We start from the raw sequence: 25,013 nt of genomic DNA, 5'->3' as shown, positions 1-25,013 counted from the left end.
ACTCAAGATAATACATCTTGAGATATTTTAAATTCTCAAGAAAAACTACAAAAAGAATTATTGGATATTAAGGAAAATATATTTTCTTTTGAATGGAATGAAAAATTATGAAGTAAAAAAGATTCTGAATTATTATTCAATGAATATATAGATAAATTAACTGATGAAGAAAAACAAAATTTTATCAATGTTATCAAATCTGCAGATGGATTAGATTTAGAAGACTATATATATGAAAATGGTTTACCAATAAATAAAGAAACATTTGAATTTTTTGAAAATAAATTTTGAAAAATTCAAATTTTAAGAAAAGAAAATATAGATATATCAAAAGAAAATATAGATGTATCAAAAGAAAATATAGATAAGATAAAAAATAATTTTAATGAAAATTTTACAAAACAATTAAAATTAATAGATGAAAATTTTTCAGAATTAGTTTCTAAAATTGATAATTGAGATAAGATAGATTTATTATCTGATGATGAAGTTAAGGATATTGAAATCAAAATTATTAATGCTTTAAAAAATGAAAAATTATTATTTAAAGTACTTAAATTATTACAAAAAGAATCTCCTGTAAAATTTGAAAAATTCACTTCTTATTTAATCAAAAAAGATTCTAGTTTTAAAAGTATAGTTGAAACTTTTAAATTTGAAAATCCTGAATTATTTAAAAATATCACTCCACTTAAAGATTCCATTAATTCTGCTTTGGTAGATAATTCTACTAAGTATAAAGATAAATATGTAAGTGATTTGGGAGAGCATTTGTGATTGATAACTGATGCTAGTAAGAGACCACCTGAAAGTATGATTACAAATGGTAAATATAAATTGAAAGCTGAACTTTGAGTTTGAGATTTTTATGAACCTACTTTGAGATATGAGATGGATACTAGAAAAATAAATAAAGAAATTGATTGAGTTAATAATCAAATAAATGATATTCAAGATAAATGATTAAAAATTTCTAATATTGATTTATCTAATGAAGAATGAGAAGATAAATTACATGAATTGTTTATTTGAAATATGCAAATCACTTCACTTATTGAAACATATAATTTTCCTTTAGATGAAGATAAATCAAATGAGCTGAAATGAAAAATTAATTCTATATTAGAAAATAAAAACAGGGAAAATGGGTCTGAGCTAAACTCTGAACTTTTTGCCTTTTTTTACCGCTCATTTTAACAAAATATTCTTACATGTAAGAAAAAATTTTACTTTGCCCTACCCTTTTTTATGCACATTTATTCGATGATATCAGATTATTTTATATATAATGTTCATTAAATAAATAGTTATCTTATTAAAGCATTAGAAAAAAGGGGGTCAGGTGATAACGATAACTTAATCAACTATTTCTCCTAATTATCTTATTGACTGCCAGCTGAGATATATTGATTATTTTAACAATTAGATACTGTGAATATCCTTGTTCATACGCCTCTAATATATATTTATTTCTTGTTTGATTATTTTGTTATCGTTATTACCTGCCACCTATATCTTAGTCTGATAATTAAGTATCCTCGTATTTGCATGATATAATAAATCTAGAGTTCATTAAAGTTAATATATTGGTAAAGTATCCAAAGCGGTTAAATAAACTTAAATAAATTAACTAGCTTGAGGGACAGTCAGATAATTACACTTTAAACTTGAGTGGCGACAAGATCGGTAAGTTTTACTAGATCGTATTACACGAGGTTAAGTTATGTGTAAAGAATTAATCAGCTAGGAGTTAACTCCTAGCCTAACGAACTCTCAAATTTAAATATTGGAGGTTCACGATGATTAATTGTATCGGATTAGATATTAGTAAAAAATTAATTGCAGTACATATACCTATTAACAAAGCAAATATTGAAATTGAGAATAATGTAAAAGGTTTAAAAGGATTATATTCAAAGTTAAATAAACTTTATAAAAAAGATATTGATAATTTGGTTTTTATTTTTGAACCAACAGGTGACTATTCTTTTGCTTTAACAAAATTTTGTAATGAAAAAAATATTAAATGTTTCCTTATTAACCCTAAACAATTTTCTAACTTCTCAAAGGCTTTAGGACAAAGAAATAAAACAGATTTGATAGATGCACAAGTATTATCACAAGCTATTCCTTTAGCAAAAGATGATGAGATTAAAGTACCTTATATTGATACTATAGTTGAAGAGCTAAAAGAGTTAATATCATATTATAAATTCACTACTAAAAGTACCTCTAAACTAATTAATCAACTAGAAGCTGTAACAGTAAAAGATGGTAGTAAGTATATGATTAATGATTTAAAAAAATCTCTTAAAATATCAAAAAACAAAGAGATTGAAATACTCAATAAAATAAAAGATATTATTAACTTAGATGATAAATTAATAAAAGGGTATAATAATATTAAATCACTATATGGTATAGGAGAAGTAGGAGCTATAGTATTACTTCATCTATTTATTAAATATCCAAAAGCAAATCAAAGACAAATTGTTTCACTCTCTGGACTTGACCCAATAGAAAAAACATCTGGAACATCTGTTCATAAGAAATCAAAAATCTCAAAAGCAGGTTCAAGAGTATATAGAGGAAGTTTATTTATGGGAGTACTTACCGCAATTAGGTTTGATGATAATTTTAAAGTATTTTTTGAAAGATTAAAAACTAAAGGTAAACATACAACAGCTACACAAATAGCAGTTATGAGAAAGATGATAATTATTGCTCATTCTTTATATAAAAATGACACCCAATATGATAAAGAATTTTATAAAAAGTTTGTGGTGGTTTATAAAAAGAGCCATTAAACTACTCTTTTTTATGGAGATTTATTATGTTATGATATTAATTAGAAATTTTAAAATTTAAAGTTTTTTTAAGGTGGCGACTGTCCCCGGAATTTTTCATCGAATAAATCTTTGATATTTATAATAAAATCATATCATGGAAAAGTTGATTTAATAAACTTATTCCACTATTGATAGTCAATATTATTGACTTAACTTAACCAATTTATCTACACTTGATCCATTATTTAGCATTACAAATGAATCTATAACATTTCCATTCTTATAAAATATAGCATAGGGTGTACTTCTTATTTTGATATTGTACTTATGAGTTAAATATTCTAGCATATCTTTTTGAAGTTCATTATCTATAATGAGAAATGGTAAATCAACCTTTTCTTGTATTTTCATGATTGTATCCCCACCATCAGTTTCTGCAGTAAATCGAGATGCTACATGATGATGTGATAAGTTATAATCATATCCTGTGCCAATTACTAAAACAAATTTCTTTTTTAAGTTTTGTTGCTCCTCAATGAATTGAGTAAGTGATTTAATATTCTCACTTTTTTTTACTTCAGTAATCCACTGTGTTTCCATTGAGTCTATTTTAAAGAGTTCCATATTATCATCAACAAATTTAAATTTTGAAAAAAGTGTTGGTTTATAACTCATCAATTCTGCAATAAATTCTGTAGCTATTTTCTTTTCATAAATAGTAGCATTCAATAGATTAATCATAGCTTGTTTTTGGAAAAAATCTCCTTGACTATCTTCTGTAATAATTGCATTATTTTTCAAAGCATAAATTGCAAGTTTACTTGGAAAATCTATAAATCTATCTTCGTATACATCCAAAGAAAGTACATGAAGAAGTGATCTAGAACTAGTATCACGTTCATTAATATTAGCACCATATTTTATTAACAATTTCATAGTTTCAATACTATTTGCATTTAAAATTGGTTTTTCGTATAACTTTTCTAATGAATTATATTTTTTAGGAAGAGATACACTTGTATCCATATTTTGATTTAGTAAAACTTTGACAATCTCTGGAGTTCCTTTGTATGTAGCATAATGTAAATCTCCAATTTCAAGTTTGAAACCTTTTTGTATCAAATATTCTACCATCGCTAAATCATGTTTTTTTATAGCAATTTGTAAAAGACTTTCTCCTGTTTTTTTTCTTTCAATATTAGCTCCCTCATCGATAAGAGTCCTAGATACATTGTTACATTTTTCTTTATTATGATAAGAATAAGACATTGAATATCGAAGAGCATCATTGAGACCATTCGTTGCATTTATATCACCACCCTGTTTACTGCTAAGCATATACTTAACAGCTTCAATATTACAATCATCAGCTGCTTTCATTAGTGATGTTTTGTTTCCTTCTTTCGGATATTCCTTCATGTAGATAAAATCTTTTTCTTTTTTTGACATCTCATCTTTTATTCTATAAAATAAATTCATTTTATTTAGAGTACAAGTGAAAGCTGGTTTGCTTCCTAATGTTTCAGGATAATGAGTTCTCATGCTAGTTATCGTAAAAACATCATTAGAAATTGATAAACCGTGAAACTGTCCATATTCCTTTATAACTTTTTCAACATAATCATTATATGAAGCATTCATTTTATTATCATTATTAGGTCCACCAGTTAAATACTCATAGCCATTTATCAATTTATCAACATCTCTTATATCATCTTTCAATATTTTTAATGCATTTTTTAAAGAAGCTGTAGTTACATCGCCATTTTCTTTATAATTTAAAGAATTACTTGCTCTCTCACATGACTTTTTGAGCATATTCTTTGCATTATTAATAGTTTCAACTTTGTCTTCACATCCAACCAAAAAGAAAATTGATAATAATATCAATGCAATTTTAGTTATACCTTTCATTTTTATCCCTTTGTTTAATATATTAATGTTATGACGATAATACAGTATGATGCCATTAAAAATCAATAGTATCTCAATTAACAAATACTTCATAACTCAACCTTCTCTCTAAAAATTGCTAAAACACCTCTTTGTTTTAAGGAAATAAATGTTTTTGCTTTTAATGTATTGATTCCATCTCCTTTATTTGGAAAAATATCAATATTATTATACGCATCCGATCGAACTGAATGAGTAATATACGGAACACCATCTATAAATTTTGATACAATACCAATATGCCCAAAAATATTATCTGTTGGCAAGTTTTTTGCATCCATTATTCCACTTGGCCACATTACAATATCTCCTAGTTTTAAACTTGTTAACTCAAACTCTTGAATAGAGTTAATATCAGATTTATATACCAGTTGAAAATTTCTATCTTGTAATAATTTTTTATATAAAGAGTGTGTATTAAATCTTTTCAAAAAGGTATCATAGCCTTTATAATACATTATCCCATGCACAAATCCAGTACAATCAAATCCTTTTTGAAAATCACGTATATCTCCACCCCAACTGTATGGAAGTTTATAGTTATATTCTAACTCATTCATTTTATACGCAATACTCCCTATATCATTAGCACTACTCTCTTTGATTGAGCGTTTTATATATTCACTTTTTCTAGCAATAGTAGTTCCATAGGTATTTATTCTTCTTTCTGAAGATGCGTGTACCCTTGTGTTAGTATATTTATAATCAGTAAATTGAATAATTTCAAAAGGTAAAACTACCAAAATGATAAGAGAAATATTTATGAATAGTTTTTTCATGGTCTAATAATTGAACTTACAACCCATGCACATGCCAAGATAATAGATGCTATAATAATAGCAACAGCAATATTTTTATCTTTTATTTCTTTCCATTCATCAATATTTACTGTTGCTATTGTAAACAGCTTTAAAGTAATAATAATACCAATACCCATACTTATTGAGCCAACAATAGCCCATCCAAATGTAATAATATAATCCATAATAATCTGTTTCATACTCTTTCTCCTTTATGATTTCAGTGATTTTAGATTTCGAGAATTAAACATATAAAAAAAGTATTTTATAGGTTCAATAATATAAGATCGCAGACCTTTTTCTGTTTTCCACCAATTATTCTCTAAATATACCCCATTTCTTGCTGGTGCAATTTCCAGTTTAATGTTTTTCATACCTTGAATTTTAAACACTTTTTCAAAAGCATACAATGCTCTTCTTGTATGAAATGCATCTGTAACAATAATAAGATGAGTTAACTTATTTTCCTTTGAATATTTTGCCAATGTATACGCTTCATCAAAGGTACTTGTTGCACCATCTTCTTTAATGCACTTTATTATCTTTAAAGTTTCATTTTCACTTTTTAATATTCTGCTTGTTAGTTCCTCCTCAGTTTCAAAAAGCTCTTGATATTTTAAAGCTTTGTCTTTGATATTTGTCATCAGTATTTGTTTAGAATAGCCATTTTTAACTAACTCAATTGCTTTTGCAGGTCTTGTTTTTGGATTTCCACCCAAAATAAATACTACATCTGCACCTTTTGTTGCTGTATCAAGGGTAAAATAGGAGGCATAACTTGTAAGTATTTTCTCACTAAAACTTACAAACACTATTCCTAATATAATCAGTATTGCAACAATCCCTAATAAAAATTTCCTACACATAATCACCTTCTAAATCATCTATAATGTCTATAATGTCTATAAATGACCTTCCATCTGTTTTTAAATATATTTTTCCATCTTCTAATAAAAAAAGTCCATCTTCATTATCACTTCTAAAACTTTGATTACCATATATCTTTGATGCTTTAATATCGTTATTAGAAATCATAGTATTCTTTTGCATTTTATGCTTCAAACTACAGCCGGTAAGAAATAGCACTAATACAGTTACTAATATTATATTTTTTTTCAAACTAAAATTCTCCTTTTATTCTAATCTACTTTCCTAATTAAAATATCTCCACCAACATTTCTAATAATAGGATACTGATACTCTTCATTATTACTTGGCTCTTTTAATTTTTCTGATAATTCAATAATAGAAATAAAACTATCTTTATTTTTATCTGTTGATTTTTCTTTTAATTTTGAAAGTATTTTGTATGTAAATACACCATTCTTGACTTTTGGATCTGGATGTTCAAATGCAAATGTTCCTTTTGTAGTTGCTAATAGCATATGTACTCCTGAGCTTTTTGCAAGTAATGAAGCTTTTGAATCATATACAGAAGATACAATATCATTGGCTTTCCCTGATTCACAGGTATCTAATACAAATATTTGTTTTAATGCTTTTACTTCTTGCATATTTTTAAAAATATCTTCAAAGTTTATCCAGTCTTGTATATTTTGATTATTTTGAGGTACTAGTAGAAGTTTTCCCTTATAAGCTTTTCCATGAGTTGATATATAGAAAATTATTGTATCATCCAGTCTTGCTTTTTTGCTTACTTCTTCTATAGACTTAATAAGTTTATCTTTTGTTACATCAACTCCAACATGATATTTTATTTCTATATCTTTATATTTTTTACCTTGTTCATTTTCTATTGCTTCTTTTATTGCTTTTGCATCATTTTCTGAGTATTTTAAATTTGATACATAAGGAGCTTGGAATTCATTTACTCCTGCAACTATTGCATATAGTTTTGGCTCTTTTTTAGGAGTATCTGAAATAATAGTAAGTGTTTCTTTATAAGAAGTTACAGTATTTGTTTTATTAAAGGCTTCAATAGCTATTTCATTTTTACCTGATATTAAATCAAGTTCTATTGTATATTCACCTTCTTTATTTTGTATATTTGATGTTTTTACTTCTCCTACACTATCTTCTTCACTTATTGGAGTATCTACACTTCTTGTAACTGTATCACTCATTTTATTTAGGTAATCATTTTGAGCTAATTTCATTTTATCATTGATATTATCTTGTTCTAGCAAGGTATCTACATTTGCAGCTTGTTTATTTACTGAACCTTCTCCAATAGTTTTTATAAGTTTACCTTCTTGATAGATTTTAATTAATCCTATACCACCATTATCATGTTCATTTACATTAAAATTTAAAGTTGCCTTATCTTTTTTAAGTGTAATATCTTCATTTTTAAACGTACTATTTACTATTGCTTGATTATCTAGTTTTGTTAATTTTATATTTGGAGGTGGATTTTTTAGTGCTTCTTCATATGTTAGACCATTTGTATATTTGCTGATATCTTTTCCAGCTAATTTTAATTTCACTAGGTCTGGGCGAAAAAAATGATCGTAAAATTGTGAAAAATCTCTAACTTCAAGTCCTCCAGTTCTAACTAGTAAATACTTAGCTGCATTTTGAGAACCAGTAAAATATCCTTCGGGAGTTAAAGCTACCCATTCATTATCAAAAGATAATAATCTAACTAACTCTTTATAATTTTTTCCATCATAAATAATAATTGAACCATCTTCAGACGAGCTTATAATATAATTATCAATGTCAAAGGAAGCAATAGAAGTAATGATACCACTATGCCCACTTAAAGATGCAATTAAATTTCTATTGTTGATATCCCATATTCTAATAGAATTATCTCCACTTACAAATGATAAATAATTACCATCTTTTGAAAAACGAGAAATGCCTTTCTTTTTAGATACTTCATAATTTTTATACATAGAATACAATGTTTTATTACTTTTATAATCATAAAGCATTACTCTGTCCCCACCAAAAGGCAGTGCAATAATTCCATTGAGTGAAATATCAAATTTAAACACACTTTCATTATAGGAGCTTTTTTTACTTTTTAATTGTTTTGACGCTAAATCAAAAATTAATAATCCATTAGCGTTACTTAATAAAATATCATTATTGTATTTAACTATATGAAATGGTGTTTGTATATTAATTCTCTGAATTTCTTTTTTTAACTTTAAATCATAAAAAATCGAATAATGATCATACCCAATACATAAGAGGGTATGATCAACTAAGAAAACACTTCTTATTATTTTATCTATGGGATTAATAATTGTATCCACAATGGTATCTTTTTCCACATCATAAAGAAGAACTTTGTTATAAAGTCTAAATACGATTAAATTACTTTGAGGTATAGATGAGAATGAATGTACTTTTTCATTGGTATATACAGCTTTTTTCTGGACATTATTTAAACTCCATTTCTCAACGATGCCTTTTTTTGAAAGAGTGTATATGTTATTACCTTTTAGAATAGTATCTTTGATAGGGGATATTTCAGGATAAAAAGATTTCATTAGCTTACCTGATAAAGTGCCTTTTACTTGTAAACCATTATTTGTATCAACATAAAATTTCCCATTTGAAGCTATCCCATCTAGCTTAGATTCAGTTATTTTTTTTGTTCTTTCTCCAGAGATAACATCATATACTTCTATCTGGTATGAAGAAGTAAGGTGACCAGTTTCAACCCATAAATAATAAGAATTAGGATAAAACTGCATTTTACTAAAATTATCAGCAGCCCCTTTTAGAATTCTGCTTTTCTTTTGTTTAAACAAATCTATTATTACGATATTTGGTTTTAAACTTTTTTTATACCTATGGGTAGTAATTTCAGATACTGCCATATATTGAAAATCGTCAGAAATACTTAGTCTACTAAATCTTGAAAAGCCTATTAAAGATTCTAACTGTTCTTTTTCATACAAACTTTCAATATTATTATCATTAAAACTAAACATTTTTATTCCATCATTACTATGATAGACAAGGATTTTATTATTTTTATTATTAAAAAATACTCCAACTTGTACATATGATTCTGTATCAGAAAAAACTTCTTTAGATAAAATTATTTCTTTACTAACCAAATCATATATATAAAGTACCCCATTATTAAGCAAAGCTAAATATTGACCACTTTTAGAAAGTGCTATTGCATGTGCCGAACTAATATTTGATGCAAGTGTTCGAACAATTTTACCTTCTTTCAAATCCCAAAGATACATTTTTTTATCATCAGTACTAGTCGAAACAGCTAAATTATTTTTTCTATTAATAGCAATGTCTCCTAATGCTAATCCTAACCCATAACCTTTCATCTGTTTTATAAAGTTATTAGATTTCATATCCCATAATCGGATTGTTTGATCATTACTAGCAGTAGCCAACAATGATGAATCTTCTGAAATAGCAACACTTTGTATACCTTTAGAATGTTTAGATTGAGTATATATTACAAATTCATCACTTGCTAAAGAATTCAAGATATTTAATAAAAATAATACTATTATTACAATATTAAATCTAATCATCAAAATCCTTTAACCAGTTTGGAATTTTATATTCTGGTTCTGATTTCTGATTTGACATATTATTAGTATTTTTATTTTTTATTTCGGATGTCTTTTCACTTTTTTTGTATCCATACTTTTGAAATAGTTGTAAAAGTTTTTCATCCGATATATTCTCAATTAATTGATAACTTTTTTTATCTATTCTCGCTCCATATTCTAATAGCAATGACGCAACATCAAAAATGTTACTATTGGAATATTTTAGTGCCAGATATAAAGGTGTTCTTAATTCTTTATCTTCTAAATTTACATTTATTTTTTGGTAAAATAAAAGTTTTTTGATAATTTTTAAATAATTCTTTGATGGTATAGTATGAACAACTTTTTCTGTCATATTCTTATCAAGATAACTTTTAATTCCTTCATGATATATTCGATTAGATTCTCTAACATAATCATCATATAAATCTCGTGAAATAATTGGGATATTTCTATTTTGAATTGCTAAATGTAATGGAGCCACCCCTTTATTATTTGTCTGATTAATATTTACTTTTTTTGCAAAAACTTCAACTTCATCGATATCTTGCTGTAAAACTGCATGATGAAGAAGAGTATTGCCTTCTTCATCTATAATTGTATTCCAATCATCAATGGTGATAGATTCTACTAAAAAATCTAATTTATTGTTATATGCATTTATTATGATATTTTTTCCATTACTAGTATGTATATCGATTTTAACACTCTTATTTAAAAGTAACTTTGTCATATTGTAGCTTCCAAACTCTGTTGTAAGAACTAAGATATCTTCCAATGGTATTGAAAAGTTTGTATCAAGGAGTATCTTAAAAATATCCATTTGATTATGCTGAATTACATTTTTAAAAATTTGTTTATTTATTATTGCACCATGTTTAAGTAAAAGTTCTATAGCAGCAAAATTTTCTTCTTCTACTGCAAGTTGTATTGGATATCGTCCATCTTCATCTTGCTTGTTAACATCGATTTTATAGTCTAATAAAATCTTTAAAATTTCATTGTTTTTGTAATGATTACTAAGTAAAAAATGCAGTGCTGACTTTCCCTTGTAGCCTGTAATATTTACATCAGCACCATTTTCTAACAACATTTTTATATATGCACTTTTACCTTCAGCATCTGGACGGTAATTTAAAGCCTTAAGTAAAGGACTGAACTCCATTGACTTAGTATTTATATTCGCTCCAGCTCTAAGAAAGAGAGTTGCTGATAAATGATTTGGGTATGTAGAACTTGAAAGCAGACCGTTATTAAGACTTTCTTGAAAATCTTGTTTATAATTCGAATTTTCTACTATATATGTTAACAATAATTCTAAATTTTTTGGATATTGAAAAGGTAATTCTTTACCTTGTTTTAATTGTTCTTTTATTTTTTGATATGGGTTGTCCAAGTTTTGTAAAACAATTTTTAAAACATTGTAATCTGCTTTATACATTATGCTTGGAAATTTATTTCCATCAGAATCTACTGCATTCTCTAAGTTAAGACCTTCTTTAATCAAAAAATTCATTATATCAAAATTTTTGCTTAAGCTGTATGAGTTAATACTTTTCATAATGGAAGAGATATCTATTCCGTTATCAAGCATACTTTTAATAAATTTTTTAGCATCACTTGGTATATTATTAAAATTTCCGTTGCACATGTTATCATGTTGTATTAAGTATTGAAAATTTTTTAATGCAGCATTTACAAAAGCATTTTCAATAGCTTTACATATAGAATTTTTATCAATATATAAATTCTTTAAAATTTCAAAATTATGGTCACTATATGAAGCTTTTTCTAATGTTCTTCTGGAACCTTTTGAAATAGTGGCATTATTTTCTAATAGTTTTTTTGCGATATTACTATTGCCATTAACAAGCGCGATATCAAGAGGAGTAAGATTTCTTAAAGATTTTTTAGTGATATTTAAATCAACATTTTTATCAATTAAATAATCAACAATATCTTCATAGCCATATAGTGATGAAATAAACATAAGTCCCTTTCCGGTTTCACTCCATTTTTTAGGACAATTTTGGTCTAAATTTATATTTATATTTTTTTTATGAAGGGTTTTTACGATATCTAAACTACCGTCATATACCGCTTCACAAATATACTCAAATAAATAGGGTGAATCTGTTCTAACAAAATCATTAATTATTGTTAATTTTCTACTGTGTATAGCTTCAATGACATTTTCTTTTAACTCTTTTACAGATGTTTTTTCAAAATTCTTTTCATGAAAATTCTGAGCATATACAGTCTGTAAAGTAGTAATAAAAATTAAAATAATCACTTTCATGATAACTTGTTGCATTTTATTTTACTTGTTTCTTATTTATAATTGTCTGATTTAACAACTCTTCATCAAAAGCGTTTGTTATTAGGATATTGTAATTTTCTTTTAATATATTTGTTGGAATTCTAAAAAGAGTTACTGTATTCTCTTCATTTATAAATTCTTGTACAATATTTTTATCTTTATCAATAATTTTTAAAGTTACAGGTAATGGACCATATAGTTCATTATAAACTATAATTTCCTTTTGTTCAGACGTTATTTCATAGTTTCCTGTAACTGTTTGTGAAGTTTGAATACTTTTTGTGCTAACTCCATTTTTTACTTTTAGTTCACCTGTAATCAAAGCAACTTTTGCACTATTAGTTAATCCTTCAACGAAATCTTCAATTTTAAACCCTTCAGGTAATGGTGTGCTATAGCATTTTTTTGATTTTTTGGTAAGTTGTTTGTGTTTATTTATGATTACCTTTCCCTCACCTTCTAAAAAACAAACCGATGAACCATCTTCAAGATTTAGAGAGGCATCTTTACTTAATGATTTTATTTCTCCATTAACTGAGATTTTAACATCAGACTTTTTTACTACTAACTCTGAAGCCATTAGGCTAATCCCTATTATCGAAAAAGCTAACAATTTTTTCATTTATTTCTCCTATTTTTGATTTTTGTATAACTGTCTTTTGAATACTTTTTTATTGTTTCTAATATTTCTATTGTTTCAAATAATATTACAGGGATAAACCAATTAAACCATTGCTTGTATGTATTAAATATGTAATATGAAATAAAAAATAATACGGCACTTAAAATGATAAGTAGTACAATAAATTCTAAACTTCTTCTCTCTTGTAAGTTTAGTAAGTCAAAAATTAATTCTACTACTAAATTTATAATTAAAAAAGCTGAAAAAATTATCATACAACTTTTGTAAAAGTCAAATTTTTCTAATTTCCCATTTAAATAAAATAATGTCATTAAAACATTAGCTTGTACTTCTATTCCACTTAAAACATCAGAGTTTTTCATTGATGCAATATTAAAGACATCATCATTATTGGAATGAGTTCCCCCTAACAAAATAATACTGCCATAAAAATTGTCTTCTATTATTTCATCAAAAGGATAATTTGCAGAATATACATAAAATTTTTTCCAATTACTTATGTATGTTTCAAATTCACCTTCATCAATTTTTTGTGCATAACTCTTAAAAATAATTCTATTTTCAATATCATTTTTATTTGTAAAGGTATTTTGTAATTTAGTATTGTCTTGGGTGTTATTTTTAAAATCATTCCACAAAGTTAGCATAGCCTGAGTATAACTTTGCATTTGATTATTGTTTAGGAAATCTCTGTATGGTAGATATCTTCTAGATACTCCATCACTAGATTCTATTAAACCAACTGATACAAAGTTAAGTTTTTTTTCTTTTATTAGCTGTTGAATTTTTATATCTGTTGATTGTTCAATAAAGTTAAAATTGTTTGTTTTAGGTAAGAATATTTTATAATCTCTATCTTTTTTTAATGTATCAATTAAATTTTGGTCTTCTTTCGATAACTCATTATTGTAAGGTAAAGATGTATATGAGAAGTCATAATCTATAAAAAGAGAGTGAGGTTTTTGGTTTTTATCAAATTCAATGATAAAATCATCTAGTTTTTCAATAAAAGCTGCAATGTTATCTCTTGGGAACAAATAACCATACGTTGTAGTGTTATTATCATCAAGTAGTTTTTTTTCTTTTAAAAAGTAATCATCAATTTTAAATAATAAAACATTTGGAGAAGTAGTTTCTTGCACTCTATTTTCAATTGTGAATTTGTTTAATAAGTCAAATGAAATATCTTCTATATTGGAACGAATAATTTCAATGTAAGAGAATTGATATACAATTATAAAAAAAATTGTTGCAATAACAGATTTATATAAAGATTCAAAAAGGTAAAATTTAATTTTTTTCATTCTACAACTTATATGTTTTGACATCATTGTATTAAAAATGTTATTAAATATTATTAAAATAGTTTGATTATAGAAATAAGTGATATTTAATGTACAATTTTAAAGTACTTATAATCATTTATTCAGAATCTTGATAAAATTCTAAATAATTTTAAACAAATGTGGCTGCTATCAAATATAAGAGAGAGAAAATAAATAAAATATCAGTAAAATATTTATTGACAAATATAGAAAATCAAACATCATTAGCAATTTATGTTTTCAATGAAGGCATAGATACTTATAACTTTATAACTTCAATGATGTCAAAACGAGTAAAGATAAAATTTGACATAAACTATGAGGTAATAAAACATAAAGAATTATCCAAAAACAGTATCGATGAAGCTTATAATGAGATTGAAAATATTTTATCTTCTTGTACTTTTGGAGAAGATGAAGTACTTTAAATTCCGGGGACAGGATACTTAATTATCAGACTAAGTATCGTTCACTCTTGGTCCCGGTTTTTTCTTTCTATAATCTATCCCTGTTAATAATTTTATTTTATCATAAAACTTTTCATCTCCCCAACGTAACGCTTTCTAACTCAAAAATCTCTAAGGCATCTTCTGACATTTTTGATTTATCCCATGGGGGATTAAAGGTGATTTCTACTTCCACTTCATCGATTTGTGGCATGGTTTTGGTTAAGTATTTGACTTCATCAATCAATGATTCTGCCACTGGGCAAGCGGGGCTTGTGAGCGTCATGACGATTTTGCAATACAAGTAGTTATCTTTTTGGCTAAAGTCAATAGTGTATATGAGTCCCAAGTCATAAATATTCACAGGAATCTCGGGGTCATAAACATTTTTATAGTTTTCAATGAGTTTCTCTTTGATTTTTTCTAAATCTTCTTGTGTGTATACGTTCTCTTTTTTCATGGGGTTTTCCTATTGTAATGCTTTTGCATATTGTTTTATTTTTTTTAACATTCCTGTTACGCCACTTTGTCGGTTAGGGGTAATGATTTCGGTTAATTCTAATTCATCCAATACATCAATATTGGTATTTAAAATTTCTTGGGGCGTTAAATTTGAAAAAAGTGTGATGATAATATAGACCAAACCTTTGACAATTTGGGCATCGCTGGTGGCTTTAAAGAGGAGTTTGTCCCCTTGTTTTTCCACAATCAACCACACTTTTGAAGTGCACCCTTGAACCAAATTTTCATCTTTTAATGCTTCTTTATCTAAAGGTTCAAGCAATTTGCCCAAATCAATAATGTATTCATATTTTTCCAGTTCATCATCAAAGAGTGCTAACTCCTCTTTTATTTTTGAAACTCTGTTGTGAAACTCCATCCTTAATCCTTTAAAATGCCAATTGTTTTATTTAAAGCAATAATGAGTTGGTCAATCTCCTCTTTGGTGTTATAAAACGCCAAACTGATTCGTACGGTTCCTTTAATATTGAGATGTTTCATAATGGGTTGTGCACAATGATGCCCTGTTCTTACAGCAATGTGCTGTTTGTCTAAGAGTATGCCTATATCTTCGCAGTTGATATTGTTAATATTAAAACTCAGACTGCCAATGCAGTTATCAAGGGTGTTATAAAAGAGTATATCGTCCAGTTTTGAAAGCTCTTTATGGGCATATTCATATAACGCTTTTTCATAGGTTTGCACCTCTTCCCAATTCATTTTGTTTAAAAAATCCAAAGCCGCTTTAAAGCCAATTACCCCTGCAATATTTTGTGTGCCTGCCTCATATTTATACGGAGAATCCAATAAAATGGTTTGTTCATAACTGACATCATTAATCGTAGCTCCTCCTGTTTGATACGCATTTAGGTGAATTAAATGCTCTTTTTTAACATACAACACTCCCACTCCCGTTGGTCCAAAGGTTTTATGGGAAGAAAGGGCTACAAAATCTGCATCTAAATCCGTGACATCAATGGGAAAGTGTGCCAAACTTTGTGCCATATCTACAAGCACAAAAGTATTGTATTTGTGTGCGAGTTGAATGATCTCTTTTAAAGCATGGATTTTTCCAAACGCATTGGAAACATGGGTAATACTCACAAAAGCACTGGGATTGGTTTTTAATAACATCTCAAAATGTGCCATATCGAAATCTAAGTTTTCATCGCAATTGACTACTTCTAAACCATAATGCAAGATTTTCTCTTGCATCTGCCAAGGCACAATATTGCTGTGATGTTCCAGCGAAGAGATAATAATGGTTTCAAACCTTTTAGCAAAAGAAGTTGCGACAAAATTGATGCTTTCCGTCACTCCTTTGGTGAAAATAATTTCAGAAACATCTTGGGCATGAATATACTCTTTGATGGTTTCTCTGGCCTTTTCAAACTCTTGTGTGGCTCTGTTGGCATCGCCAAAACTGCTTCGGTGTGTATTGGCACAATAGTGCGTGTAATATTCGGTAATGGCATCAATAACATCTTGAGGTTTTTGAGTGGTAGCGGCATTGTCTAAATAAATTGTCGATGAGTTTTGAAAATAGGGGAAAACCTCTTTATACATGATGAACTCCTTTTTGATACACATCTACAAATGCTCGAATGGTAGGGTGGGTAATTTTATTTAAAATTGTTTCTTCAAAGGCGGTTAAGAGTATGTTGGTTGCCTCTTGTTTTGAAATACCACGCAGTTGTAAATAGTTTAATTGCTCTTCATCTAAAGCCCCCGTTGTTGCTCCATGACTGGCTTGCAGTTCATCGGTATAGATTTGCAACCTTGGTTGGGCATTGATTTTGGCATCATCGCTTAGTAAAATGGTGTGTGAATTTTGAAACGCTTTTGAAAAGGGTGCGTTTGATTGTATGATGGATTTAATATCACACACTGCTTGGGCATGTTCATCTAATACATGTTTAAAGGCTTGATTGCTTGATGTAAACTCTGCAAGATGTTCAATGGAAGCCATATTGCCATTTTTAGCATGACCTTTATTTTTTATGAGTCCATTTAAATGAATCGAACTGTTTTTTTTCGTTAAAACAATATCTGCAATGTTTAAGGTTTTGTATCCCCCATAATCCAAGTTGATGGTATCAAGTGTGCTTTTGGTTGCCAAATGAGCAAAGGTATTAACAATCAAACTTGAACTTTTTGAGAGTTGTTGCAGTTTAGTGTAATTGATATGAGCCCCAAATTTCACATCAAAAAATCGGTTGACATTGGCAAAACTGTTTGTTTGTTCTTTGAAGTCATATACATCAACCATATCCAAAGTAGAGTTTTTAGAAACTTCAATGGTTAAAGAAGTGGGAATAAAATGGTTGTTCTTTGTGTTAATATTCATTATCATTAAGGGTTTATCGGGGCTTTTATCTATTTTTAAAACCGTAGTCTCTTTAAAAAAGAGTTCACTCAAATAAGCAAACGCATTGTTGGTTTTAAAGCTTTTTTTTGCTCTTTTTTCAAGGGTAATATACGGAGGCAAATCGGTTTGGTTTGAGAGGATTTGACCATTTTTTATGAGCAAAGAGTAAAAACCTTTTGTAAAATGTTTTTTCGTTTGAGAAGAGACCTCATGTGTTATTGAAAGTTCATACTCTTCTGAAAGAATATCTTCGACATCAAAATGTCGGAATGTTTCAATTTTATTGTGGGGAAGTTTTAAGTGCAACAACGCTTTAAACGAACTCTCATCTTGAATAAAGGGTTCAAAGGTGTATTGATTAAGAGTCATGAGATACTCCAAACGCTTCATAGCCATTTTTCTCTATTTCAAGTGCCAAAGAATAATCGCCCGTTTTAATGATTTTACCTCCACTTAAAATGTGCACAAAATCGGGTTTGATAAAATCCAACAATCTCTCATAGTGTGTAATCATCAAAAGTGAGCGTTTGCCATCTAAGAGTGAATTCACACTGTTGGCTACAATTTTAAGCGCATCAATATCTAAGCCAGAGTCAATCTCGTCAAGCATGATAAAATCAGGTTTAAGAGTTAAAAGTTGTAAAATTTCATTTCTTTTTTTCTCTCCACCTGAAAAACCATCGTTGACATCGCGTTTTAAAATGGCATTGTCAATATTGTATTTCGAGGTAATCTCTTTGATGTATTTTATAAATTCAGCAGCATTCAATGGGGTTTGTTTTTGATATTGGCGTTTTTCATTCAGAGCCGATTTTAAAAAATAGTTGTTATTGACCCCTGGAATTTCAACGGGGTTTTGAAAACTCATAAAAATGCCCTCATTGGCACGTTGGGAGGCATCGAGTTTGAGAAGTTCTTTTTTATTATATTGTATGCTTCCTTGGGTGACTTCACAATCAAAATGGCCACTGATGGCTTTAACCAAAGTGGATTTTCCTGTACCATTTAAGCCCATTAATACATGTACTTCCCCATCTTTTATGGTCAAATTCAAATCTTGTAAAATGGTTTTATCTTTTATATTCACACTTAAATTTTTAATTTCTAACATCATAATCTCCTAACCAACACTGCCTTCTAAACTTACACTTAAAAGGGCTTTTGCTTCAGCAGCAAACTCCAGTGGAAGCTCTTTTAAAACCTCTTTGCAAAAACCATTAACAATAAGGGATACGGCATCTTCTTCACTGATGCCTCTTTGCATGATATAAAAAAGTTGTTCTTGCGAAATTTTTGAGGTGGTTGCTTCATGTTCTATTTTAGCACTTTTGTTCCGTATCTCTTGATAAGGGAAGGTGTGTGCACTGCAATTTTGACCAATTAAAAGGGAGTCGCATTGTGAAAAATTTCTGGCATTGTGGGCTTCTTTGGATACTTTGACCAAACCTCTGTAGGCATTGCTCCCTTGTAATGCCGAAATTCCTTTTGAAATAATGGTCGATTTGGTATTTTTACCCAAGTGAATCATTTTTGTACCCGTATCGGCTTGTTGAGCCAAAGAGGTGAGGGCAACGGAGTAAAACTCTCCCACAGAATTATCTCCTTTTAAGATGCAACTGGGGTATTTCCACGTAATGAGTGAACCCGTTTCCACTTGTGTCCACGATATTTTTGAGTTATTGCCTTTGCACAGACCTCTTTTGGTCACAAAGTTATAAATGCCTCCTTTCCCATTGGCATCGCCAGGATACCAGTTTTGTATGGTCGAGTATTTAATTTGCGCATTTTCTAAAGCAATGAGTTCAACAATGGCTGCATGGAGTTGGTTCTCATCTCTTGTTGGGGCAGAACACCCTTCATTATAAGAGACATAACTGTCATCATCGGCAATGATAAGGGTTCGTTCAAATTGCCCTGTATTTATGGCATTGATTCTAAAATAGGTGGAGAGTTCCATCGGGCATTTTGTTCCTTTTGGAATATAAACAAACGAGCCATCGGTAAATACAGCTGAATTGAGTGTGGCAAAATAGTTGTCGGCATAAGGCACCACCGAACCCAAATATTGTTTTAAAAGTTCGGGGTGTTTTTGTGCGGCTTCGCTGATGGAACAAAATATAATGCCCAACGCTTCTAACTCTTTTTGAAACGTGGTTTTAACCGAAACCGAATCAAACACCGCATCGACTGCCACACCTGCTAATATTTTTTGCTCTTCAAGTGGAATACCCAGTTTTTCATACGTTTTTAAAATGGAAGCATCCACTTCATCTAAAGATTGTACGTTTTTTTTCGGAGCAGAGTAGTAACTGATGTCATTGTAATCGATTTTTTTGTGGTGAATATTTGCCCACGAAGGTTCACTCAGGGTTAAAAATTTTCTGTAAGCTTTTAATCTGAACTCTAAAAGCCAATCGGGTTCATTTTTTTTGGCACTGATTGCTCGTATGACATCTTCATTTAACCCCTTTGGAAAGGTATCTGACTCGACAATGGTTTCAAAGCCTAAGGCATACTCTTGCGATACAACTCTGTTTATCTCTTGGTTTTTCATCTAAAAACTCCTAAATAGGATAATTTTTATCTTATTTAAAAGTATAGCATAAAATTGTCATATATATAAAGAGTTTAAAGAGGTTTTAGTTAATATTACCCAATGAGAATAATTGAAACAAACAATACAATGACAATGTTATGATAAGTGAATTTTTACAAGGCATGGTTTTGGGATTTGGTGCAGCTGTGCCATTGGGACCCATTAACATTTTGATTATGAACGAGGCGTTAAAACGTTATCGAAATGGTGTTGCCGTTGGTTTTGGTGCCATGAGTGCCGATACAACTTATTTGATGATTATATTGTTTGGTTTAACATACTATATCAATAATGAGACGGTTTTACGCTATTTCTCTTTATTGGGTGCAACGTTTTTAATGTATATGGCGATTATTATTTTTAAAAACAGAAATGCACACATAAAAAAAGTCAGCATTGATCATAAAGGTTCTGTATTAAAGCACTATTTAAAAGGGTATGTTTTAACACTGTTTAGTCCTTATACGATTATTTTCTGGCTGAGTGTTACGACCTTTTCGACAAAAAGTTCACAACCTCTTTATACGGTCAGTGGAATGCTTTTTGCAATACTTCTATGGATTACTGTTATGCCTTACTTTATTCATAAAAGTAAGCATCTGGTTTCACCAAATGTGTATTCAAAAATTGCAATCGTTTCAGCGTTTATTCTTGGTTTATTTGGTATTGTAATGTTAGTAAAAGAGTTTTTTTAAAGAATAAATAACTAACAATTCTAATTAAGACAAATTTTATCCTATTTACAATACAATTCTAAAATTAAATACTGAAAGTGGCATAATATTTATATTCACACTTTTAATATAGGAAGAAATAATATGGAAGTATATTTAGACAACAATGCAACAACAATGGTTGATCCAGAAGTTTTTAAGGCGATGGAACCATTTTTTTGTACAATTTACGGTAATCCAAATTCACTGCATAAATTTGGTGCAGGAACTCACCCTAAAATGGTTGAGGCGCTTAACTTTTTATATGATGGGATTAATGCAGCCGATGAAGATGATATTATCATTACTGCCAATGCAACAGAGAGTAATAACACTGTTTTAAAAGGTATTTGGATTGACAAAATCTTAAATGGCAATAAAAATCATATCATTACTTCTGAAGTTGAACACCCTTCAATTACAGCAGTATGCAGATTTTTAGAGACACAAGGTGTAAGTGTAACGTATCTGCCTGTCAATGACGAAGGTGTAATCGATGCTCATACAGTAAAAGAGTATATTCAAGAAGATACTGCGTTAGTATCAATTATGTGGGCAAACAATGAAACAGGAAAAATCTTTCCAGTCAAAGAAATTGGAGCTATTTGTAAAGAAGCAGGTGTTCCTTTTCATACCGATGCAACACAAGCCATTGGAAAAATTGCCGTCGATGTTCAAGCATGTAATGTAGATTATCTCTCCTTTTCTGCGCATAAATTTCACGGACCAAAAGGTATTGGTGGATTGTACGTAAGTAAAGGAAATGCTTTGACTCCACTGTTACATGGTGGTGAGCAAATGGGAGGACATCGAGCCGGTACGGTTGATGTGGCTTCTATGGTAGGAATGGGTCTTGCTATGAAATTGGCCGTTGAGAATTTAGAGTTTGAAAACACAGAAGTAAAACGATTAAGAGATAAATTAGAAGATGCTATTTTAGAACTGCCAGAAACCATTGTTATTGGTGGTAAAGCAAACAGAACACCCAATACAACGCTGATTTCAATTCGTGGTGTTGAAGGTGAATCAATGTTATGGGACATGAATCAAAAAACCATTGGAGCAAGTACTGGAAGTGCCTGTGCCAGTGAAGATTTAGAAGCAAATCCTGTTATGAATGCATTTGGTAGTGACAGTGAATTGGCTCATACTGGGGTACGATTTTCGTTAAGTCGATTTACCACAGAAGAGCAAATTGATTATGCAATAGAAGTGATTAAAAAAGCGGTGTTACGATTAAGAGCGATTTCAAGTTCATATGCGTATACTCCAAAAAATCACGTTTCACAATTATAATAAGAAAGTTAATAAAAGGAATTTAAGATGGCTAAAGGCGATTTAATCAGCGGTTCAATCTGGGATGAATATTCAAATCAAGTTATTAAAAGAATGGATGAACCAACTCACCAAGGTGAGATTACAGAAGAGATGGCAGCAGCAGCTGGGGGAAAACTCATTGTTGCAGATTTTGGTGCAGAATCATGTGGTGATGCAGTACGACTCTATTGGGTTGTTGATGAAAAAACAGATGTGATTTTAGACTCAAAGTTTAAATCATTTGGTTGTGGTACAGCCATTGCGTCTTCAGATGTTATGGCAGAGTTATGTATTGGTAAAACGGTTGGTGAAGCTGTTAAAATTACCAATATTGATGTTGAATTTGCCTTAAGAGATCATCCGGATATTCCTGCTGTGCCTCCTCAAAAAATGCACTGTTCTGTTATGGCTTATGATGTTATTAAAAAAGCAGCAGCAACCTACAAAGGTGTCGATATGGAAAGCTTTGAAGAGGAGCAAATCGTTTGTGAATGTGCAAGGGTTTCGCTTTCAACCATCAAAGAAGTCATTAAAATCAACAACTTAACAACGGTTGAACAAATTACCGATTATACCAAAGCGGGTGCGTTTTGTAAATCATGTATTAAGCCAGGTGGCCATGAGGCAAAAGATATTTACTTAGTAGATATATTAGCTGATACCAGAGCTGAAATGGAACACGATAAATTGAAAAATGCAGCCGATGCAAGTCAAGCGGGAACTTTATCATTTGGAACAATGACCATTGTTCAAAGAATTAAAGCGCTTGATGAAGTCTTAGATGCAGATATTCGACCAATGTTAATCATGGACGGTGGAAACATGGAAATTATTGATATTAAAGACAATATTCCTCATTATGATGTTTACATCAGATATTTAGGTTCATGTTCAGGATGTGCGTCTGGAAGTACCGGAACACTTTACGCGATGGAATCAATTTTAAAACAAAAAGTGGATGAAAATATTCGAATTTTACCGATTTGATGAAAACTACGTAAAAGAGTCATTAAAAGGGAGAATTTTTTAATTCTCCCTTTTTTATTGAGTGAAATTTACAACCTTGAAATAAAAGTGAGCTTTTGGTCAGTGGGGCTAAAAAATAATATGTTATAATAGACAAAAATTAAAGAGGTGAATTATGACAGCTTTAGATAAAGAACTGGAACAATTAAAAAGTGGTATGTACGCTGATGTGCTTTCACTTGTAGATAAATATATGACCATTACAGGCTGGGATATTCCCGAAAATGATGAAGTTGAAGCCAAAAAAAGAATTATTGCCTTTATTAAAGAAGTGGTTCTTGAATTAGAGGAAAAGAATTAATGGCGCAAGCAAAAGAACAAATTTTAAAAAATACCAATGCCAAAATCTTAGATGAGTTCAACGCTTCCGTGATGTTTGATAAAGAGCTTTATGATCAAGATATCCGAGGTTCAATTGCACACTCAAAGATGTTGTGTGCTCAAGGAATTTTAACCCTTGAAGATCAACAAGATATTGAACGAGGTCTGCTTCAAGTTAAAGAAGAGATCGAATCAGGAAAATTTGAATTTAAAATTGCCGATGAAGATATTCATATGGCAGTAGAGAGCAGACTGACACAAATAGTCGGTGATGCGGGAAAACGATTGCACACAGCACGAAGCAGAAATGACCAAGTGGCAACGGATTTTAGACTCTATGTAAAAGAGAAAAATCAATCGATTATGAAACAGCTTAAAACGCTTGTTGAAACCTTTGTTGATCTTGCAGCAAAACATACGACAACATTGATACCAGGTATGACGCATTTGCAACATGCACAGCCCATTAATTTTGGTTTTCATATGTTGGCTTATGCAAATATGTTTAAGCGTGATTACGAGCGTTTCCAGAGCTCTTGGCAACGAAATGACTACTCACCCCTTGGAAGTGCCGCACTTGCTGGAACACCTCACAATATTGACCGATTTAAAAGTTGTGAATTATTGGGATTTAAAGAACCAACGGCGTGTGCACTTGATACCGTCAGTGATAGAGATTTTGCTTTAGAGATTTTGTTTAATATCAGTACATCGATGATGCACATCAGTCGTATTTCTGAAGAGTTGATTTTGTGGTCATCGTATGAGTTTCAATTTGTTAAAATGAGCGACGAATATGCCACGACTTCTTCGATTATGCCACAAAAGAAAAACCCCGATGTGCCTGAACTTTTGCGAGGTAAAACCGGACGAGCTTTTGGAAACTTAATTTCCCTCTTAACGGTCATGAAAGGTTTGCCATTGGCATATAACAAAGATACCCAAGAGGATAAAGAGGGTGTTTTTGATTCGGTTAAAACGATTGAAATTTCAATCTCTATTTTAAATGATGTCATTAAAACCATGCATGTCAATGTGGAGAAAATGGAAAACGCTTGTAAAATTGGACACTTAAGTGCAACCGATTTGGCAGATTATTTGGTTCAAAAACAGAATATGCCTTTTAGAACGGCGTATTATATTACCAAGTCAGTGGTTGCACGTGCGAATGAACTCAATAAAGATATGAGTGAATTAACCATTGATGAAATCAGAAGCGCCGCAAGTGAAATTGAAACCATCAATGAAGAGATTGTAGATTTTTTAAATTTAAGAAACTCAATGAATGCCAGAAACTCTTTTGGTGGAACTTCAAGCGAACAAACGTTGTTGCAAATTGAGAATTTTAATAAGTGGTTGAAAACCATATAAGTGTGTCAATCAGATTAGC

22 protein-coding genes are annotated in these 25,013 nt (G+C 29.8%); 7 read left to right on the top strand and 15 right to left on the bottom strand.

Annotated features, from left to right (window positions below; all coding sequences use genetic code 11):
- Window positions 1–1,799: 1,799 nt before the first annotated feature.
- A complete protein-coding gene (locus tag ACNI3C_RS00490; protein WP_419770306.1) occupies window positions 1,800–2,807 on the top strand; it encodes an IS110 family RNA-guided transposase in 1,008 nt (335 codons plus the stop codon).
- 183 nt (window positions 2,808–2,990) lie between these two features.
- Here ACNI3C_RS00490 and ACNI3C_RS00485 read toward each other — a convergent pair whose 3' ends face one another.
- The 9 genes from ACNI3C_RS00485 to ACNI3C_RS00445 form a co-directional block, all read right to left on the bottom strand.
- A complete protein-coding gene (locus ACNI3C_RS00485; protein WP_419770305.1) occupies window positions 2,991–4,703 on the bottom strand; it encodes an ankyrin repeat domain-containing protein in 1,713 nt (570 codons plus the stop codon).
- An 89-nt stretch (window positions 4,704–4,792) separates the two neighbouring features.
- Window positions 4,793–5,521: a hypothetical protein gene (locus ACNI3C_RS00480; protein ID WP_419770304.1), complete on the bottom strand. Its 729-nt coding sequence runs from the start codon at window positions 5,519–5,521 to the stop codon at window positions 4,793–4,795.
- Window positions 5,518–5,742, bottom strand: a complete 225-nt coding sequence (locus ACNI3C_RS00475; protein WP_419770303.1) for a DUF350 domain-containing protein — start codon at window positions 5,740–5,742, stop codon at window positions 5,518–5,520. Before ACNI3C_RS00475 ends, ACNI3C_RS00480 begins: the two co-directional genes overlap by 4 nt.
- Window positions 5,743–5,754: 12 nt before the next feature.
- Complete coding sequence (locus ACNI3C_RS00470) at window positions 5,755–6,354, bottom strand: YdcF family protein (RefSeq protein WP_419770302.1); 600 nt, start codon at window positions 6,352–6,354, stop codon at window positions 5,755–5,757.
- 46 nt (window positions 6,355–6,400) lie between these two features.
- Window positions 6,401–6,661 carry a hypothetical protein gene (locus tag ACNI3C_RS00465; protein ID WP_419770301.1) on the bottom strand — a complete coding sequence of 87 codons (261 nt, stop codon included), beginning with the start codon at window positions 6,659–6,661 and terminating at the stop codon, window positions 6,401–6,403.
- 20 nt (window positions 6,662–6,681) lie between these two features.
- Entirely contained in the window at window positions 6,682–10,026 is a 3,345-nt protein-coding gene (locus ACNI3C_RS00460; RefSeq protein ID WP_419770300.1) for a hypothetical protein, read from the bottom strand.
- A complete protein-coding gene (locus tag ACNI3C_RS00455) occupies window positions 10,019–12,361 on the bottom strand; it encodes an ankyrin repeat domain-containing protein (protein ID WP_419770299.1) in 2,343 nt (780 codons plus the stop codon). The genes ACNI3C_RS00460 and ACNI3C_RS00455 overlap by 8 nt, the downstream gene beginning before the upstream one ends.
- A 1-nt stretch (window position 12,362) precedes the next feature.
- On the bottom strand, window positions 12,363–12,989 hold the full coding sequence (locus ACNI3C_RS00450) for a hypothetical protein (protein WP_419770298.1): 627 nt from the start codon (window positions 12,987–12,989) through the stop codon (window positions 12,363–12,365).
- The gene (locus ACNI3C_RS00445) at window positions 12,986–14,314 is read right to left on the bottom strand and encodes a hypothetical protein (RefSeq protein WP_419770297.1); all 1,329 of its coding nucleotides are present in this window, start codon (window positions 14,312–14,314) and stop codon (window positions 12,986–12,988) included. The genes ACNI3C_RS00450 and ACNI3C_RS00445 overlap by 4 nt, the downstream gene beginning before the upstream one ends.
- A 161-nt stretch (window positions 14,315–14,475) precedes the next feature.
- Between ACNI3C_RS00445 and ACNI3C_RS00440 the strand changes: the two genes are divergently transcribed.
- Window positions 14,476–14,763: a hypothetical protein gene (locus ACNI3C_RS00440; RefSeq protein ID WP_419770296.1), complete on the top strand. Its 288-nt coding sequence runs from the start codon at window positions 14,476–14,478 to the stop codon at window positions 14,761–14,763.
- A 112-nt stretch (window positions 14,764–14,875) separates the two neighbouring features.
- Here ACNI3C_RS00440 and ACNI3C_RS00435 read toward each other — a convergent pair whose 3' ends face one another.
- From ACNI3C_RS00435 to sufB, 6 genes are read right to left on the bottom strand one after another with little or no spacing between them, the layout of a single operon-like run.
- Complete coding sequence (locus ACNI3C_RS00435; RefSeq protein ID WP_419770295.1) at window positions 14,876–15,241, bottom strand: metal-sulfur cluster assembly factor; 366 nt, start codon at window positions 15,239–15,241, stop codon at window positions 14,876–14,878.
- 9 nt (window positions 15,242–15,250) lie between these two features.
- Window positions 15,251–15,661: a SufE family protein gene (locus tag ACNI3C_RS00430; protein ID WP_419770294.1), complete on the bottom strand. Its 411-nt coding sequence runs from the start codon at window positions 15,659–15,661 to the stop codon at window positions 15,251–15,253.
- A gap of 2 nt (window positions 15,662–15,663) precedes the next feature.
- A complete protein-coding gene (locus tag ACNI3C_RS00425; RefSeq protein WP_419770293.1) occupies window positions 15,664–16,848 on the bottom strand; it encodes an aminotransferase class V-fold PLP-dependent enzyme in 1,185 nt (394 codons plus the stop codon).
- Window positions 16,841–18,046 (bottom strand): SufD family Fe-S cluster assembly protein, encoded by a 1,206-nt coding sequence (locus ACNI3C_RS00420; protein ID WP_419770292.1) that lies wholly within the window; start codon window positions 18,044–18,046, stop codon window positions 16,841–16,843. Before ACNI3C_RS00420 ends, ACNI3C_RS00425 begins: the two co-directional genes overlap by 8 nt.
- Window positions 18,009–18,761, bottom strand: a complete 753-nt coding sequence (gene sufC / locus ACNI3C_RS00415) for a Fe-S cluster assembly ATPase SufC (RefSeq protein ID WP_419770291.1) — start codon at window positions 18,759–18,761, stop codon at window positions 18,009–18,011. Before sufC ends, ACNI3C_RS00420 begins: the two co-directional genes overlap by 38 nt.
- Window positions 18,762–18,770: 9 nt before the next feature.
- Window positions 18,771–20,204, bottom strand: coding sequence for a Fe-S cluster assembly protein SufB (gene sufB, locus ACNI3C_RS00410; RefSeq protein WP_419770290.1), 1,434 nt, complete (start codon window positions 20,202–20,204; stop codon window positions 18,771–18,773).
- A gap of 140 nt (window positions 20,205–20,344) precedes the next feature.
- Here sufB and ACNI3C_RS00405 point away from each other — a divergent pair, with 140 nt between their 5' ends.
- From ACNI3C_RS00405 to argH, 5 genes are all read left to right on the top strand, one after another.
- A complete protein-coding gene (locus tag ACNI3C_RS00405; RefSeq protein WP_419770289.1) occupies window positions 20,345–20,941 on the top strand; it encodes a LysE family translocator in 597 nt (198 codons plus the stop codon).
- A gap of 123 nt (window positions 20,942–21,064) precedes the next feature.
- Window positions 21,065–22,255: a NifS family cysteine desulfurase gene (locus ACNI3C_RS00400; RefSeq protein ID WP_419770288.1), complete on the top strand. Its 1,191-nt coding sequence runs from the start codon at window positions 21,065–21,067 to the stop codon at window positions 22,253–22,255.
- 27 nt (window positions 22,256–22,282) lie between these two features.
- The gene (locus ACNI3C_RS00395; protein WP_419770287.1) at window positions 22,283–23,263 is read left to right on the top strand and encodes an iron-sulfur cluster assembly scaffold protein; all 981 of its coding nucleotides are present in this window, start codon (window positions 22,283–22,285) and stop codon (window positions 23,261–23,263) included.
- Window positions 23,264–23,417: 154 nt separating this feature from the next.
- Window positions 23,418–23,603, top strand: a complete 186-nt coding sequence (locus tag ACNI3C_RS00390; RefSeq protein WP_419770286.1) for a hypothetical protein — start codon at window positions 23,418–23,420, stop codon at window positions 23,601–23,603.
- Window positions 23,603–24,994, top strand: coding sequence for an argininosuccinate lyase (gene argH, locus ACNI3C_RS00385; protein WP_419770285.1), 1,392 nt, complete (start codon window positions 23,603–23,605; stop codon window positions 24,992–24,994). Before ACNI3C_RS00390 ends, argH begins: the two co-directional genes overlap by 1 nt.
- The last annotated feature ends 19 nt before the right edge of the window (window positions 24,995–25,013 follow it).

The organism is Marinarcus sediminis (SeqCode), assembly GCF_048571275.1.
Lineage (GTDB): Bacteria > Campylobacterota > Campylobacteria > Campylobacterales > Arcobacteraceae > Marinarcus > Marinarcus sediminis.
Note: the sequence above shows the minus strand (reverse complement) of the source record. Positions and strands in the feature narration are given on the sequence as shown.

Coding starts and splice junctions, on each gene's coding strand:
- ACNI3C_RS00430 (WP_419770294.1), bottom strand. CDS start 15,661: ATGGAGTTTCACAACAGAGTTTCAAAAATAAAAGAGGAGTTAGCACTC.
- ACNI3C_RS00455 (WP_419770299.1), bottom strand. CDS start 12,361: ATGCAACAAGTTATCATGAAAGTGATTATTTTAATTTTTATTACTACT.
- sufC (WP_419770291.1), bottom strand. CDS start 18,761: ATGTTAGAAATTAAAAATTTAAGTGTGAATATAAAAGATAAAACCATT.
- ACNI3C_RS00460 (WP_419770300.1), bottom strand. CDS start 10,026: ATGATTAGATTTAATATTGTAATAATAGTATTATTTTTATTAAATATC.
- ACNI3C_RS00400 (WP_419770288.1), top strand. CDS start 21,065: ATGGAAGTATATTTAGACAACAATGCAACAACAATGGTTGATCCAGAA.
- ACNI3C_RS00490 (WP_419770306.1), top strand. CDS start 1,800: ATGATTAATTGTATCGGATTAGATATTAGTAAAAAATTAATTGCAGTA.
- ACNI3C_RS00475 (WP_419770303.1), bottom strand. CDS start 5,742: ATGAAACAGATTATTATGGATTATATTATTACATTTGGATGGGCTATT.
- ACNI3C_RS00480 (WP_419770304.1), bottom strand. CDS start 5,521: ATGAAAAAACTATTCATAAATATTTCTCTTATCATTTTGGTAGTTTTA.
- ACNI3C_RS00405 (WP_419770289.1), top strand. CDS start 20,345: ATGATAAGTGAATTTTTACAAGGCATGGTTTTGGGATTTGGTGCAGCT.
- ACNI3C_RS00395 (WP_419770287.1), top strand. CDS start 22,283: ATGGCTAAAGGCGATTTAATCAGCGGTTCAATCTGGGATGAATATTCA.
- ACNI3C_RS00390 (WP_419770286.1), top strand. CDS start 23,418: ATGACAGCTTTAGATAAAGAACTGGAACAATTAAAAAGTGGTATGTAC.
- ACNI3C_RS00435 (WP_419770295.1), bottom strand. CDS start 15,241: ATGAAAAAAGAGAACGTATACACACAAGAAGATTTAGAAAAAATCAAA.
- argH (WP_419770285.1), top strand. CDS start 23,603: ATGGCGCAAGCAAAAGAACAAATTTTAAAAAATACCAATGCCAAAATC.
- ACNI3C_RS00425 (WP_419770293.1), bottom strand. CDS start 16,848: ATGTATAAAGAGGTTTTCCCCTATTTTCAAAACTCATCGACAATTTAT.
- ACNI3C_RS00485 (WP_419770305.1), bottom strand. CDS start 4,703: ATGAAAGGTATAACTAAAATTGCATTGATATTATTATCAATTTTCTTT.
- ACNI3C_RS00450 (WP_419770298.1), bottom strand. CDS start 12,989: ATGAAAAAATTGTTAGCTTTTTCGATAATAGGGATTAGCCTAATGGCT.
- ACNI3C_RS00420 (WP_419770292.1), bottom strand. CDS start 18,046: ATGGCTATGAAGCGTTTGGAGTATCTCATGACTCTTAATCAATACACC.
- ACNI3C_RS00445 (WP_419770297.1), bottom strand. CDS start 14,314: ATGAAAAAAATTAAATTTTACCTTTTTGAATCTTTATATAAATCTGTT.
- sufB (WP_419770290.1), bottom strand. CDS start 20,204: ATGAAAAACCAAGAGATAAACAGAGTTGTATCGCAAGAGTATGCCTTA.